13 protein-coding genes and 4 pseudogenes are annotated in these 15,530 nt (G+C 47.7%); 11 read left to right on the forward strand and 6 right to left on the reverse strand.

Annotated features, from left to right (window positions below; all coding sequences use genetic code 11):
- The first annotated feature begins 211 nt into the window (after positions 1 to 211).
- Both SIK97_RS00090 and SIK97_RS00095 read left to right on the forward strand, forming a co-directional pair.
- A complete protein-coding gene (locus SIK97_RS00090; protein ID WP_032445132.1) occupies positions 212 to 1,168 on the forward strand; it encodes a 2-hydroxyacid dehydrogenase in 957 nt (318 codons plus the stop codon).
- A 921-nt stretch (positions 1,169 to 2,089) separates the two neighbouring features.
- Positions 2,090 to 3,232 carry an alpha-hydroxy acid oxidase gene (locus SIK97_RS00095; RefSeq protein WP_049117514.1) on the forward strand — a complete coding sequence of 381 codons (1,143 nt, stop codon included), beginning with the start codon at positions 2,090 to 2,092 and terminating at the stop codon, positions 3,230 to 3,232.
- 233 nt (positions 3,233 to 3,465) lie between these two features.
- Here the strand turns inward: SIK97_RS00095 and SIK97_RS00100 are convergent.
- Positions 3,466 to 3,824, reverse strand: a pseudogene (locus SIK97_RS00100) (IS66 family transposase); the annotation flags it as partial.
- A gap of 427 nt (positions 3,825 to 4,251) precedes the next feature.
- On the opposite strand from SIK97_RS00100, the gene SIK97_RS00105 reads away from it, so the two are divergent.
- The 7 genes from SIK97_RS00105 to SIK97_RS00135 are packed head-to-tail and all read left to right on the forward strand — an operon-like array spanning position 4,252 to position 11,255.
- Positions 4,252 to 5,238 carry an ABC transporter substrate-binding protein gene (locus SIK97_RS00105; protein ID WP_049117516.1) on the forward strand — a complete coding sequence of 329 codons (987 nt, stop codon included), beginning with the start codon at positions 4,252 to 4,254 and terminating at the stop codon, positions 5,236 to 5,238.
- Between the two features lie 60 nt (positions 5,239 to 5,298).
- Entirely contained in the window at positions 5,299 to 6,141 is an 843-nt protein-coding gene (locus SIK97_RS00110) for an ABC transporter permease (protein WP_049117517.1), read from the forward strand.
- Positions 6,141 to 6,893, forward strand: a complete 753-nt coding sequence (locus SIK97_RS00115) for an ABC transporter ATP-binding protein (protein ID WP_032445134.1) — start codon at positions 6,141 to 6,143, stop codon at positions 6,891 to 6,893. Before SIK97_RS00110 ends, SIK97_RS00115 begins: the two co-directional genes overlap by 1 nt.
- A gap of 20 nt (positions 6,894 to 6,913) precedes the next feature.
- Positions 6,914 to 8,242, forward strand: coding sequence for a histidinol dehydrogenase (gene hisD, locus SIK97_RS00120; protein WP_032445135.1), 1,329 nt, complete (start codon positions 6,914 to 6,916; stop codon positions 8,240 to 8,242).
- Complete coding sequence (locus tag SIK97_RS00125; protein WP_057174310.1) at positions 8,235 to 9,530, forward strand: hypothetical protein; 1,296 nt, start codon at positions 8,235 to 8,237, stop codon at positions 9,528 to 9,530. The genes hisD and SIK97_RS00125 overlap by 8 nt, the downstream gene beginning before the upstream one ends.
- A 1-nt stretch (position 9,531) precedes the next feature.
- Complete coding sequence (locus tag SIK97_RS00130; protein WP_032445137.1) at positions 9,532 to 10,497, forward strand: zinc-dependent alcohol dehydrogenase; 966 nt, start codon at positions 9,532 to 9,534, stop codon at positions 10,495 to 10,497.
- A complete protein-coding gene (locus SIK97_RS00135; protein WP_032445138.1) occupies positions 10,494 to 11,255 on the forward strand; it encodes an SDR family NAD(P)-dependent oxidoreductase in 762 nt (253 codons plus the stop codon). The genes SIK97_RS00130 and SIK97_RS00135 overlap by 4 nt, the downstream gene beginning before the upstream one ends.
- A gap of 67 nt (positions 11,256 to 11,322) precedes the next feature.
- Here the strand turns inward: SIK97_RS00135 and SIK97_RS00140 are convergent, their stop codons facing one another.
- The 4 genes from SIK97_RS00140 to SIK97_RS00155 form a co-directional block, all read right to left on the reverse strand.
- Entirely contained in the window at positions 11,323 to 12,291 is a 969-nt protein-coding gene (locus tag SIK97_RS00140; protein WP_319610902.1) for an IS5-like element IS903B family transposase, read from the reverse strand.
- Positions 12,292 to 12,586: 295 nt separating this feature from the next.
- A complete protein-coding gene (locus tag SIK97_RS00145; RefSeq protein WP_023280902.1) occupies positions 12,587 to 12,925 on the reverse strand; it encodes a hypothetical protein in 339 nt (112 codons plus the stop codon).
- Between the two features lie 14 nt (positions 12,926 to 12,939).
- The gene (locus SIK97_RS00150; protein WP_023280901.1) at positions 12,940 to 13,209 is read right to left on the reverse strand and encodes a hypothetical protein; all 270 of its coding nucleotides are present in this window, start codon (positions 13,207 to 13,209) and stop codon (positions 12,940 to 12,942) included.
- 284 nt (positions 13,210 to 13,493) lie between these two features.
- Positions 13,494 to 13,727, reverse strand: coding sequence for a hypothetical protein (locus SIK97_RS00155; RefSeq protein ID WP_063850449.1), 234 nt, complete (start codon positions 13,725 to 13,727; stop codon positions 13,494 to 13,496).
- Positions 13,728 to 14,549: 822 nt separating this feature from the next.
- Between SIK97_RS00155 and SIK97_RS00160 the strand changes: the two are divergent.
- Positions 14,550 to 14,769: pseudogene (locus tag SIK97_RS00160) on the forward strand (transposase); the annotation flags it as partial.
- On the opposite strand, the pseudogene SIK97_RS00165 reads toward SIK97_RS00160, so the two are convergent.
- Positions 14,753 to 14,917, reverse strand: a pseudogene (locus SIK97_RS00165) (helix-turn-helix domain-containing protein); the annotation flags it as partial. The pseudogenes SIK97_RS00160 and SIK97_RS00165 overlap by 17 nt on opposite strands.
- Positions 14,918 to 14,994: 77 nt before the next feature.
- On the opposite strand from SIK97_RS00165, the pseudogene SIK97_RS00170 reads away from it, so the two are divergent.
- Positions 14,995 to 15,480: pseudogene (locus tag SIK97_RS00170) on the forward strand (DDE-type integrase/transposase/recombinase); the annotation flags it as partial.
- Positions 15,481 to 15,530: the final 50 nt, after the last annotated feature.

The following is a 15,530-nucleotide window of genomic DNA, read 5'->3' on the forward strand; positions in this document are numbered from 1 at the left end:
CACAATCCGGGCTGAGTTCCCTTTCAGTGATCTACTATTCCGCGCAGCTATTTAGCAGATACAGGGTAGCAAAAATGTTGGTTTCTGACATTACCCCCTCAATAATTACTATGTAAAAGCCACATTAAAACTATTTTACCGGCACCCTCATCTCGAATAGTCTCACTGAACAGCCTAATTCAGAAACGCATAAATAGCTATAGAGACTAAGATGAGAACCACATACCAGCAAACGTTGTTAATAAACTTCGTAAGTCGCGAAGATATCGACGAATGGCGAAATCTTTTTTTACCTAATTTCCCTGACTTGCGTATCGCGAGCTGGGATGACCCTTCAGTTGAGCCTGAAAGTGTTCACTATGTTTTAGTGTGGGAGCCTGAGAGAGGCAAGCTTGCTCAATTCCCAAATTTACGCGTGATATTAAGCGAGGCAGCAGGAGTGGATCATATTTTGAATGATTCGACAGTTCCCGCCAATATTCCAATCACTCGCATGGTTACGCCAGAAACTGAGAGCAGAATGGCTGATTATGTGACTATGGCATGTTACCTGCTTGTACGCCAGATTCCGCTGGTGATGCAGGCGCAGAAAAGGCAGAGCTGGAAAAATAAGCTAACAGGCAGACTAGTGAACGAAACGTCAGTAGGTATAATGGGTATGGGACGTCTAGGCACTGCTGTAGCTAAACGACTGTTGGCCAATGGCTTCACTGTGCGAGGCTGGTCGCGTACCGAGAAAAATGCCCACGGTGTACAATGTTACGCTGAAAACGATCAGTTAGCAGCTTTTCTTCGCGAAAGTCACATTTTAGTTAATTTACTTCCCGACACTATAGCAACACGTGGCATCATCAATGCAGAACTTCTAGAGCAATTACCTCCGAATGCAGGACTGATTAATGTTGGACGCGGCCACCAATTGGATCATGATGCGTTATTGGTCGGGCTAAACAACGGACATTTAAGCGGCGCTGTGTTGGATGTTTTTCCAGTGGAACCCCTACCGCCTGAAGATCCTTTGTGGACACATCCCCGGATAATCATTACCAGTCACGTTGCATCGTTGATTTCTAACACCGCTAAAGCAAAACAGGCTATTGAGATTATTCAGGCTGATCGTTCTGGATTGCCATTACCTTTGGTATTTAATCGTGAGTACGGTTACTAAATGTACAGAATAAATGCTCTGTGGGAATTAGTCAGAAAAGTTTACGGGAGGAGGGAAGAGGTTGAAACACAAGAAGTATGGCGTATTTATGACGATTACAATGCTAAACTCTTTATCGTGATCGGATAAATTCCATAGAGTCTGGCGAGGAAGAAATGAATGCAAAACAGGAGCAGTTAACAGCAGCGAGGCTTGCCGAAAACTACAAATTCGGTAAAAGGTAATTTTAGGAAACATAGAGTTATGTTCTAGCCTTTTATAGTACTATCACATACAACAAGACTCATCAATTGGTATTTATACAACCAAGGAAGCTTGTAAAATATTTGTTACCCTTCGGGAATCATCCCTAATAACAACTTATAATCTTCATCTAAGATATGCAAAAGTCTTATGTTGTTATAGTTTTTTTTAATTCAGAAGCAATATAATTAATATTTGTACAAAAGGAATGAGTAAGTGCATAATATTGAAAGTCACCGAGAAAGTTTTACCCCTTGTCTTGAGTAAGAGTTAACACCTGTCGTTATGAATGACTTGGCTTTTGTTTGACTGAATCCCCATATTGGCGCAGAAATCAAAATGTAACTTACACTGGCCATGCCTTAGATCTTGCCTTTAGGAAGATAATCATTATGTAATGTAACGTCATTCTGAAATTTCACCTGCTGCTGATAGTGGCTTCAAGGATGACATAGTTTCTTGCCGTACGACAATAGTTTCTTATAAACGATAAAGTGTATAAACCAAGTCACTTACTTAGGAAACCTCGTGAACATGAATGAACGTCAAATTCAAATCGCTCTTGTTCCCTCTTCCTGCATGTTTTCCTCTCCATGGTATGGGCTGTTGAGATCAACCACATCCACAACGATACGAATCTGATCTATTTGTGATAAAGCCTGAGGAACATACGTTATTATGGTTATTAACTGTGAGAACTTACGTCGGGCAGCGCAACGTGCGCTACCGGGCTTTGCATTCGATTATGTAGATGGTGGCGCTGACAACGAGCAGACTCTGAGACATAACAGAGAAGTCTTTGAACGTTGGATGTTTAAACCAACGGTATTAAAGGATGCAAGTGTACGCAGTCTGCATACACCACTTGGAAATGACCTATTAGCTGCACCGCTGCTGATAGCTCCAACTGGTTACAATGGCATGCTGCGTCATGAGGCCGATCAGATGCTAGCGCGAGCCGCCGCGCATAGCGGCATAGGTTATATTCAGAGCACCGTTTCGACGGCATCACTGGAAGAGACTGCAACTGTTAGCAGCGGGCCGCGCTGGTTTCAACTGTATGTTCTGAAGGACCGCGCTGTCACAGCCAACTTGATTGAGCGAGCGCGCCATTCAGGCTGCTCGGCGTTGGTAGTGTCGGTAGATGCAGTGCATTTCGGCAACCGTGAACGCGATAAATCGCACTACCGACGGCCGATGAAGCTTTCGTTCCGTGCGCTGGCAGATGTAGCACGGCACCCTGGATGGGTGTGGCGTACACTACGTCCTGCGGGGATGCCGGGCTTTGGTAACCTCAAACCTTACCTTCCCTCAGAGTTTCAGCGCGGTATGGGCGCGGCCACCTACTTCGCCCAACAGATGGATCCTACATTAACCTGGCAAACACTGGAATGGATACGCGAATTGTGGCCGGGGCCGTTGTATATCAAAGGTATAATGACGACTGAAGATGCATTAGCCGCACAACAACTAAAGGCCGAAGGTATTGTAGTATCTAACCACGGCGGTCGTCAGTTAGATGGAACATTTAGCCCAATGCTGGTTTTGCCAGACATCCGAAAGGCGGTGGGCCCTAACTTTAACGTGTTACTCGATAGCGGCTTCAGACGCGGTACTGATGTGGTAAAAGCTCTGGCGTTAGGCGCAAATGCAGTATTACTGGGACGTCCACTATTATACGCAGTGGCTGTAGGAGGCGAAGCGCTGGTGTCAGCCACCCTAGAGTCGTTGATCGCTGAAATCGATCGTACAATGGCACAGTTGGGCTGTACCGATATCACTGAACTTCATTCTGGACTGCTCCATCATGCAAGGAATTAACCGACGTACAGTTCCGCCTACATCTACACAGGCGATTATAAGACCCTATTTTTTTAGGTGTGAAGTTGCAGAAAGTTAGAAGACGGAAAGTACGTTATGATCCTTTACACTTGCTATATGAGTAAGCGTAGAGTGAGAACCATTTTGGCGAGCTAGGCCTATCAGGTTCGTAATACGGTGCGACATGGTGTAATTTCGCAGGCAATTGTGTTAAAACTCGTCGAACCCGGTTACGCATTTGTCTGCAATACACAGTTTAAGCCTGCAAGATGGGTCTGCGAGTGGATGACTTTTCTGCCGGTTTGAAGACCAACAACGTAGCCGTTGCTAGTGTTGAGCCTGCGTTGTGGTTAACACGAACCTACGTCCACAACTGCCCGCTCTTCATCTTCGTATTACCGGGCAACAGCACCGGTACGGGCATGTCATCGGTGTGGAGCTTGCCTTCAGTCAGCACATAGCACCGAAGCCCCCCTCCTGCGGGGTGAAAGGAGCTGGCAGCATCCCTCCACTCAGCCCGACAGCAGTGAGCTACTCAGCGGCCGTATACTTCAAACTGACGAAACTGCTCTGTGTGCTCTGGGTTAGAGCTCGGGCAAGCCTCGTCGTGAGAATAGAATTTGTCTACGGGCATGGGCTCAGTCCAATCAATCAACTTACGAACTCAGATCCCCAGATGGGGATTATCATTGGCCGGTAAATCTTAAGACTGTTTCAAAAAAAACGTATTCCGATCACGGCATAAGGTATATCAGCAAGCAGATGTCGAGAGATTGGTCCACCCAAATTTCATAAGGTCCTTTTCCATTTTAGGGAATAATTTCTCATTTTTTTATCTTTGAAGCTTTTTTAGTTACAAAAGAACAACCAATAAGAAACACTTATCACATTTTTTTTAACTCTTAGATATAGAAAATAACTAATTTCGCCAATAGAAGATTCTAAGTAATGATACATCCCTTGGTTTTCCTCGGACAACCTCCAGCCTGTAGCCACAATGACAACGGAAGGAAATAGCCATGTATTCTCTCCATACAGTGAAAAAATCAATTAGTGCGTTTTTCTGTGCAGGAATGATGTCAGTTACAACTCTCTCTGTTCATGCGGAAGAAGCCACGCATGTGAAAATGGGGATTGAACCTTGGCTGGGTTATGGTCAGTGGCATATTGCCTCGGCTAAAAATCTTTTTGAAAAGGAAGGTCTAAAACAAGTCGAGATCATTAATTTCGCTGAGGATAAAGATATTAATGCCGCACTGGCGAGTGGGCAGATAGACGCAGCTAATATCGCTACCCATACCGCGATGGGAATGATTTCCGCAGGTCTCCCAGTGAAGATTGTGCTATTACTCGACCAGAGCAATAGCGCAGATGCAATTCTGGCCACTAAAGATATTTTAAGCATTAAGGATCTCAAAGGTAAGCAGGTCGCCTACGAAGAAGGCACAACCAGTGATATTTTACTCAGAAGTGCCATAGCATCTGAAGGATTATCCTTTAATGATATAAAACCTGTTCCCATGCCTGCCGCTTCAGCAGGGAATGCTATAATAGCAGGACGGGTTCCTGTTGCTGTGACGTATGAGCCCTATCTGAGCATGGCCCAAAAAAGCGATACAAATCTTAAGATTCTATACAGTGGTTCCTCTGATCCAGGATTGATCAGCGATGTTCTGGTAATACGTGACGATTTCATCAAGACTCACCCTGATGCCATTAAGGCACTTATTCAGACCTGGGGTAAAGCGCTAGACTATTACAATGCCAATACGACAGAAGGTCGCGCTATTATCTCTAAAGCAGTGGGCACGACTCCAGAAGACTTAAATACGGCATTCGATGGCGTGAAATATTTTACCCTAAGCGATAACAAAGCACTTCTGGCTCACGACTTCACAACGAAAACGTTCCCCCATATTCTTAAAGCAGCAACTGCTGCGGGCATTATCACGCAGCCCATTACAACTGAACAAACCATCGATACTCGTTTCGCAAATGCGCAATAACCACATTAAAGATCTGTCCGCTGATTTTATAAGTGGTGAAGACTTGCACACGGAGGAATTATGAGTTCTCTCGAAACTCAGAAAGTAAATGTCCATGCCAAAAAAAGGCGGTATTCAAACTTATTAACCATAGGGAAAGAGCCTACACGTTCTCAGTTCCTCACAATCTCTGTAGCAGTTTTCGTGCTGCTCCTTCTTATATGGTGGCTTGCGACATCCAGCGGCACCATTAAACCCATTTTCCTGCCAGGAATCGAGAATGTCCTGCTTCGGATGATAACTCTTGCGCAAAACGGAACGTTACAGAGTGATATTGCCAGCAGCCTTTATCGCATGATCATTGCTTTCACTATTTCGTCATTAATGGCAATTATCATTGGTGTTTTAGCTGGGTGCTATGGGTTATTCAAGGCGATTGTTGAACCGCTTGTTGACTTTATCCGCTATATGCCAGTTGTTGCTTTCGTCCCCCTTACCATCTTGTGGACAGGCACTGATGATATACAGAAATTTCTAGTCATCTGGATCGGTACTTTTTTTCAACAGGTACTGATGATGATTGATGCGATTAAACGTGTTCCATCTGATTTTGTCGGTTTGGGCAGGACACTCGGCTTGTCAGACCGAAAAACTCTCCTCCAGATTGTCATTCCTTCCGCGTTACCCTCGATATGGGATGCATTACGCATAAGTCTTGGATGGGCATGGACATGGCTTGTTCTTGCTGAACTTGTAGCATCAACTTCTGGGCTTGGCTATCGGATCGTCGTTTCTCAACGCTATTTTCAGACAGATACGATCATCGGCTACATACTCCTGCTTGGTTTCCTGGGGCTCATTACTGATCAAATTATGCGTGCAGCTGAGCATGTACTTTTCCGTTACAACCGGAGACGTTCCTGATGGCAATTTTGACGCTTAATAAACTGGAAAAAAGTTTCTCATTGGGCAAGACCCGGCGTCAGGTTCTGCATGGCATTGACCTCACGCTCAACGATAACGAGTTCGTTTCTATTGTCGGCTCATCTGGATGTGGAAAAAGTACCATGCTGTCAATAGCTGCAGGTCTGGAGGATTTCGATAAGGGTGATGTTCTTGTTGATGGTGAATCAATAACAGGCCCAGGACTGGACCGTGGAGTGGTATTTCAGTCATACACACTGCTTCCCTGGCTGACAGCTAGAGGCAATATTGAGTTTGCTTTAAAAGCAGCAGGAACACCAGCCAGAAGATGCCGTGAAATCGCTCAAGAACATCTTGAACTTGTGAAACTGGGCAATGCTGCAGACCACTGGCCCAGCGAACTTTCCGGAGGAATGAAGCAACGTGTTGCCATTGCTCGAGCACTTTCCTACCGACCTAAGATTCTTCTGATGGATGAACCGTTTGGTGCTCTTGACGCCATGACTCGCCATCAAATGCAGCAACTACTTATCGAAATCTGGGAGAAACACCGCCTCACAGTAATGTTTGTTACTCATGATATCGAAGAGGCGGTCAGGCTTTCCGATCGGATAGTGGTAATGGGTCAAGGATATATAGACACCACTTTCCATGTTGAGTTATCTCGCCCTCGACAGGAGGGTATAAATCGTGAACCAGAATTCATTGAACTTCAGCATGAAGTACTGAACCGTATTCATCAACACTCCTAATTAACTGTTAAGGATTAAACATGTCTCCGACATTTCATGACCTTTCGAATTCCGAAGTACTGCCAACCCATTTATTCAAACGCACAGAATCTGATTTGTCATTTTTCATCGAAAAGGTCAAGCCGATAATTGAGGCCGTTAGGTCAGAAGGCGACCTGGCTCTAATCCGTTTCGCTCGTGAGTTTGATGGTGTGCGACCAGAGACCTTTTCTATAAAGGCAGAAGAGCAAGAGTTTGAAGACGCATTTGCCCGCGTTGACCCGGAGGTAATCGAATCAATTCGTTTCTCCGTCGAAAATGTTCGTGCATTTCATGAGGCACAGAAACCAGAAGAAATGTGGTGGAAGGAGATGAGACCGGGGGCTTTTGCCGGTGATCGCCATGTTCCGATAGATGCTGTTGCCTGCTATGTTCCTCGTGGTAAAGGCTCATTCCCGAGCGTACTGATCATGACTGCAGTCCCAGCCATCGTGGCGGGAGTCCCGCTTCCGGTCGTAATCACCCCTCCCGGCCCCGATGGGAAGGTCGATGATGCAACGTTGATTGCTGCGCGTCTTGTTGGTATCAAGAATGTGTATAAATGTGGTGGCGCACAAGGTGTGGCTGCAGTCGCGTTTGGAACTCAGTCAGTACCAAAATGCCTCAAAATCGTAGGACCTGGCAGCCCATGGGTAGTGGCTGCGAAACGTCAGTTATCAAGCCTAATTGATCCAGGTATACCAGCAGGGCCGAGTGAGAGCCTGATTCTGGCTGATGACTCTATCGATGGTGCGCTGGCAGCGCTTGATCTTCTTATAGAATCCGAACATGGCCCAGATTCATCAGCTTATTTGGTAACTTCTAGCCCTCGTGTAGCTGAAGAAGCTATTGCCGCATTACCCATGTACTGGAAACAAATTGGAGAAAAACGTGCAGAGTTCTCCCAGAAAGTTTTGTGCGGCTCTCACGGAGGTGTGGTGCTGACAAAGGATTTCTCTACAGCTATTGAGTTCGTAAATCAGTACGCACCTGAACACCTGGAGGTACTTGCACAGGAACCTATGGATGTAATGACGAAAATTCGTAATGCCGGTGAAATATTACTTGGCGAACATACTCCAATCACTCTGGGTAATTTTGTACTTGGCCCTAATGCTGTTCTGCCAACAAACAGCGCAGCGAAAACGTCTGGTCCTCTCTCCGTTTTTGATTACCTCAAGAGAATCTCCATCGCCTATGTAACAAAAAGTGGCTACAAAGATCTGGCACTGCAAGCTAAACGCCTTGCAGAGTATGAAGGATTCCCTGGGCATGCTTTAGCCGTTTCGGACATTCGCCAGGATTTGCTAAAGGGAAGTAAGAATGACTGAACTTTTACGCCCACCCTATGCAGCGGAAGCGCGCAGGTTGACGCAGGAAGGCAAGTGGGAGTTGGCCAGTGAAAAGCTCAGCCAACTGATCACCGAAGTTACTGGCGAACAAACATTAAGCCTGCAGATTAATCGTGACCAATATAGTCTGAATTCTTTGAATGGGCGTGTTTCATTGGTAAATGGCCGTTCCTTTTTCTTTAAGTATCATCATGAAGAGGGAGAAGAGCAGACTATTCAAGAATATTACCGGGCGGCACTTTTGCGAGATCACGGTTTTGATGTAGATATCCCCGTCTACGCCTGCGGAGAACCTGGACGCCAAATTCTACTGTATAAGCTTCGCGATGATAAGCGGCTAGCAGATGTTTGCCGAGAGATTGAGACCAAATCGGACTGGGAGAAAATAGGACCGGTTATCGAAGCTCAACGTTATGCTGATCACAACATTTTATCCCATACGTTACCGACCTTGCGCATGGCGTCAACTGAGAAAGTAGCATCTGAACCCATTCATCAGTTGTTCTGGAATCGGCTAGTTTCGCCTGGCCATGACATCGGCCTTGGTGGTCGTGTAGCCAGCTTTTATGTCAATCAGGAATTTATTCTTGGTGACATGCAGTTGGACTGGCAGACACTGAGTAGTCTCCACTGGCGTATAAATGGCGTGTCATATGACAAAAGTCTGCGAGAGCTCTTTTTAGAGGCTGGTCGTGAGTTAGACCCTCAGAGGTTAGCAGATCATGGAGTCGTTGTTGCTCACGGCGATGCCCATAACGCTAATGTATGGTATGAAAACCATCACAGCAAACCCAGGCTGGTTAGTTTTGATCCTGCCTTTGCCGGAAGTTCCATTCCAGCGTTGCTGGCTGAAATTAAGGCAACTTTCCATAATATATTTGCTCATCCTTGCTGGCTGTATGAAGCGGATGAAGCGGCAGAACGTTATAACGTGAGTGTAGCGCGAGATGGCAATACCCTTACTGTCAACCATGACTGGCAACTGACTCCTTTACGTAAAGCATTCCTTGAAAGCAAAGGGGAATTGTACTGGAAACCTCTGCTGACAGAAATGAAACGAAAGGGATGTCTACCTGATAACTGGCATCAAATTATGCGTCTTGCTCTTTTCTGTTGCCCAACATTAGTTATGAACTTACGGGTTGGTTCTGACAGCGTTCATAATGCAACAAGTTCAGCCATAGGTTTTTCCATTGCAGTCATGCTGGGTTGCGATGGGGATGATTATTTTAGCCGATGGATGTCCGCTCTTATGACGGAGAACTAATATGAAAGCAGTACGCTTATATGGTATCAGGGAAGTTAAAATAGAGCATTCTTCTCCACCGACGTTAAAATCGGGATGGGCTAGAGTTCAAGTACATGCTGCGGGAATATGCGGTTCTGATTTACACAATTTCATAACCGGCAAATGGTTTAGCCGGTTGCCTGTTACGCCCGGTCACGAGTTGTTCGGAGTGATTGCTGAAATTAACGAAAGCGAAAGTCTATTCAGAGTCGGTATGCGCGTCGTCGCTGATTCTCGGGTATGGTGTGGAAGTTGCTTTTTTTGCCTTGCCGGGGAAAATAACCTCTGTGAAGAACTAGGCTTTGTCGGTGAAGTATTCGATGGCGGATTCGCTGAAGAAGTGATACTTCCCCTACAAAACTTACTGATTGTCCCTGATAGTGTTCCTGATGATATCGCCGTGCTGAGTGAACCTCTGGGTGTTGCACTCCGGGTGATTAATCAACTGAACCCATCTGCAGGTGACACGGTTTGTGTAGCTGGTGGGGGGACGATAGGCGGCTTAACCGCATTACTGCTTAGCCGGCTAAAAAAATGCCGGGTTCAGCTACTGGAACCTAATAAACAGCGTTATCAATTACTCTCATCAGTTGTTGGCCTTTCACCGCCCGGCACATTTTCATTAGCCGTTGAAGCTTCCGGACACCCGGCCGCGCTCATTGATCTCCTGAGTAGTATCAGGTCTGGTGGACGCATTGCCCTCGTGGGTATTTTTCATCATTCGAAGGGGCTGGATCTTAATAAGGTAGTTGAAAAAGAGATTACTCTTATTGGCTGTAGTGTGTTCCAAGATGAACAGAATGAGGCATTGCAGGTAATGGCTTCACTGGCGGAGGATTTAAGAAAGCTGATTGCGCCTCCCATTACTCTTGATGAGCTACCGGATGCCTATATGTCTCTCATCTCAGGAGACTCTCACTATCTCAAAACGGTGACCAATCAATGAATGTGTTATCTACATTTTCGCTAAAAGGAAAAAGAGCCCTGGTAACCGGTGCGACCAGAGGAATTGGTTATGTCCTCGCCAGAGCTCTGGCACAGGCAGGAGCCAGCGTCATTATAACTGGCAGGCATCAAGCCACCCTCACTAAAGCGGTTGACGCACTTACCCTGGAAGGTGCTGAAATCACAGGATTACTTCTGGATGTGACACAAACATCTCGCATTACTGAGGTCATTTCTGGCATTGGTAGAATCAATATTCTGATCAATAATGCAGGCATTGAGCAGGTTTGTCCGTCACTTGAAGTAAATGAAGCGCTTTGGGACAACATTGTCGGGACCAACCTGAAAGGGGCTTTTTTCTGTGCTCAAGCAGTAGCGAAAACCATGGCTAGTACTGGAAAAGGTGGAGTTATTATTAACCTCTGCTCATTAACCAGTTGCGTTGGCGTATCTGGCGCAGCGGCCTACGGTAGCTCTAAATCGGGATTGGTCGGGCTAACGAAAGCGCTCAGTACGGAATGGGCGGCTCATAACATTCGGGTGAACGGTATCGGGCCGGGATATTTTGAAACAGAGATGACGCAAGTATTTTATCAAGATGCACAGTGGCGTAGTACTATGCAGCAAAAGATCCCCCTTGGGAGATTTGGTGAGTTAGATGACCTCGCGGGAAGCGTGGTATTTCTTAGCTCAGAGGCCGCTAAATATATTACCGGACAAACTTTATATATAGATGGCGGCTATTTGTCCTCTATTTAACGGTTTTATTGGGCTTTGTTGAATAAATCAGATTTCGGGTAAGTCTCCCCCGTAGCGGGTTGTGTTTTCAGGCAATACGCACGCTTTCAGGCATACCTGCTTTCGTCATTTTGTTCAGCGCTCGTACCAGGGCCATAGCCTCTGCAACCTGACCATCGTAGTCACGCAGTGTCAGTGAACCTCCGAACAGCTGTTTTACCCGGTACATCGCCGTTTCCGCTATCGAGCGACGGTTATAATCTGTTGTCCATTTCCACCGCGCATTACTCCCGGTCAGCCGCTGATTCGCAACAGCACGGTTACGGTCTGCATATTCACCGGGCCAGTAACCCGCGCCTTTTCGGGGCGGGATAAGCGCGCTGATTTTCTTACGCCGCAGTTCATCGTGAAAGAGCCGGGTATCGTAAGCGCCATCGGCGGCGGCTGACCTGATTTTCCGGTGGGTTTGCCAGATAAGACCCGGGAAGGCTTCTGAGTCCGTCACATTGTTCAGCGACAGGTCAGCGCAGATGATTTCATGTGTTTTACTGTCAACGGCGAGATGCAGCTTACGCCAGATACGGCGGCGTTCCTGGCCATGCTTTTTGACTTTCCACTCGCCTTCACCGAAGACCTTCAGCCCGGTGGAATCAATTACCAGGTGTGCGATTTCACCCCGGGTGGGCGTTTTGAAACTGACATTAACCGACTTTGCCCGCCTGCTGACACAGCTGTAATCCGGGCAGCGTAGCGGAACGTTCATCAGAGAAAAAATGGAATCAATAAAACCCTGCGCAGCGCGCAGGGTCAGCCTGAATACGCCTTTAATGACCAGCACAGTCGTGATGGCAAGGTCAGAATAGCGCTGAGGTCTGCCTCGTGAAGAAGGTGTTGCTGACTCATACCAGGCCTGAATAGCTTCATCATCCAGCCAGAAAGTTATGGAGCCACGGTTGATGAGGGCTTTATTGTAGGTGGGCCAGTTGGTGATTTTGAACTTTTGCTTTGCCACGGAACGGTCTGCGTTGTCGGGAAGATGCGTGATCTGATCCTTCAACTCAGCAAAAGTTCGATTTATTCAACAAAGCCCATTCATCACTGAATTACCTGACGCCGGCTGAATTTGCAGCGGGCTGGCGAAACGGGAAATATGAAGAAAAACCAACCGACATTACTAACTGAAGGTTGTATCTAACTCTGGGGGCAGGTCAAAACCGTCCAATCAGAACTCACGTTGATTATCGGTCGCATGGCTTTTAATTTACAACCGCCTTGGCGGTTATTGGGGATGATAAAAGCACAAATGTGAACCCCACAGCCATCGCAGGGGGAGTCGTCACATGCTTCGATCTTTATGGGCGGGAGATCTGGACGAGATAGAGAAGTGATAACCAGTCCTGACGTGTGCTGGCAAAAATGTCGAGAATCGCCTCGTCAGTCTGTTGGTTATAGCGGAAAAGACAGATGTATTTCCCGGTTGGATCTAACCAGCGGCGCAACTTTACGCCGTTGGCCAGCGCGTTTTGTTCAAACGGATATTGAAGGGGATTAGCCTCAATATCGACGATAGCTTGTTCCAACAAATCAGTCGCAAAATCGCGAGCATCATCGTCTGACATTGTTACCGCTTTATAGGACTCAATTACTGATAAAGTTTGTTCTGTTACTTGGGTGGTGATTGCTACCGTCATTTATGGGCCTCATATTATTTATGCCGCTCTGCTCGCCTCCGTGCTAATAGCTCACGGGCGGTTTCGTGGCGGCCGTTCTCAAAATCATGCTGAGACAGGCTAACCAGTTTCAGCATGGCGTTTACTTGCTGCTGCTGGTGGCGTTCAACCAGTTCCGCTTCACGTTCTTCTGCGGTCTGAATAAACAGCTCAGCTGCACCATTTTTTGTCACATACACACCGCCTCTGAAGTTCTGAGGGGTGCCAAGCATCTCCCGAGCAGACTTCTGCGAAATGGTAGTCATGTAGAAAACCTCACTTAATAGGTGTGGCTACACGGATGAAAGCGTCCGCTAGTCACTGGCTCCTTTCTTGTCAGCTTTCCAGGATGGAAGCCGTACGTGCTTTCAAGGTACAGAATATCCAAAAATTCACTCGAGATCAATATTTGTCATAAATTTTACCCCCCCCTCAACCCTTCCGCGTCAGAGCGTCGACGCAGGCGCGCATATCGGTGGGCTCCGTGACTAACCAGAGGTGGCTGATTTTTTTAGCACAAGTTCAGATCTCTGATGAGAGCGGCCCTTGCCTACGGCAAATCGGAAAGGCTGGCGCGGTTGAGCGTCAGGGTGATGTTTTCCGTCTCCGGCGCGCTGGTCACGGGCAGCAGCAACTGTGGTGATGATAGCGTTACGGCAGGGTGTTCAGTAGTAAGGCTCCGGCAGAGGTGACCAAAGGTTTTGATATTGAGGCTGTAATGGCGGAGCGTACTGTAGCGGGTATCGCATTCAGCAGCCTTCTCACAGGTATTTTGAAATAACATACCCTAAATTATTTATGTCCGCTTCTGGCACAAAGCAGACGTTAAGACTTACAGCATCGGGAAACTTCTGGATGCCGCGTCAGCGGCATGGAGGCGCCAGATGAGGTTACATGTGTCTGTGGCGTCAAATGGCGCCGAAAGCCCGGCGTAGCCGGTTACCGGGCTATAAACTCTGCCACCCTACCCCCTGCCCTGATTAGCCTTAACCATCTAACAGCAATGAAGAAGTCAAAGTAATCCCTTTTAACCCCGGTGAGCGGGCTTTACGGCGTTTACGACGTAAAGGGCGTGATTTCCGGGGCCTTAGCGGCGGCAGCTTGCTGCTGACGCTTAGGGGGATGTTCTTCAGTTATTTCAGCGACACCAGGGAACTTAACATGGTAGCTGCAAAGCCATACCCGCGAAAAACATCTCAGACGCCGCTGTACGCGGTCGGAGTGGTCCCGGCAAGGCGACAGCTGCAGCCGGGGTGTATCTCCGCGTTAGCGGGCCGTAGGGCCGCTTACGAGCGTGTACCAAACAACTGACAACAGCTCCACCCACAGCGATGAAGAAGAGTAGTTACAACACCCATCATTAAAAGCGACATCACTCCCGGCCTTCGGCCGGGGGCGGCGGCGCTTTTCAGTGGTGGGGAGGGGCTCCCGGCTGGCAAACCGGCGCCGGTTTTATGATGAACTCCTTTTGAATGCTGTAACTAATTTGCTTCTCCGGTCGGGGCCCGTCGCGAAGCGATGGGAGCTCTCTCTGGTGACCTTCTCCCCGTTGATTAATACACCGTGATGTTAGTAATGTCTTCATAAGCCACATGAGGACATCCCCATGAAGAAGCGTTTTTCCGACGAACAGATCATATGTATTCTCCGCGAGGCCGAAGCCGGCGTTTCTGCCCGTGAGCTCTGCCGTAAGCACGCCATTTCCGACGCCACCTTTTACACATGGCGTAAGAAGTATGGCGGTATGGAGGTGCCTGAGGTTAAGCGCCTGAAGTCGCTTGAGGAAGAGAACGCCAGACTCAAGAAGCTGCTTGCTGAAGCCGGGCGTGGTGAATACTGTGGCTTTTCAGATTTGGCTTTCAGGTGGCTGCGGACAGTATTGCGTGAAATGCCCAGTTCCCTGGCGATGGCCCGGATACTCATTCCCCGCTTGTGCAGGACTTTAATTTCCATACGAATCTCAAAAGTGATCATAAGCTCCCCTGTATTCAGAGGAGCAGATTAACCCCTGGATCAATTTTCAACCGCTGGGGTGGATCAGTTTTGCACCGTTGGTAACACGTGAAGGTCTTTGCGTTAACCACAAGCGGGTTTACCGCATCTATCAACTTAATGGCCTGAGTGTAAAACGCAGACGACGTCGTAAAGGGCTGGCAACAGAACGTCTGCCGCTGCTCCGCCCGATGGCGCCCAATCTGACCTGGTCAATGGATTTCGTCATGGACGCACTGGCCACAGGTCGCAGGATCAAGTGCCTGACCTGCGTGGATGATTTCACAAAGGAATGCCTGACGGTCACTGTTGCCTTCGGGATTTCAGGCGTGCAGGTCACGCGTATTCTGGACAGCATTGCGCTGTTTCGCGGCTATCCGGCTACGATAAGAACCGATCAGGGCCCGGAGTTTACCTGCCGCGCACTCGATCAGTGGGCTTTTGAGCATGGTGTGGAGCTGCGACTTATCCAGCCCGGCAAGCCAACGCAGAACGGATTTATTGAGAGTTTTAACGGACGCTTTCGTGATGAATGCCTGAGGAAGGTGCGAATAAGCAGGTCATTTCTTCCCAAGCTGACTCGCTGATTAAAATT

The organism is Klebsiella sp. JN_Kp126 (assembly GCF_033843325.1).
Lineage (GTDB): Bacteria > Pseudomonadota > Gammaproteobacteria > Enterobacterales > Enterobacteriaceae > Klebsiella > Klebsiella michiganensis.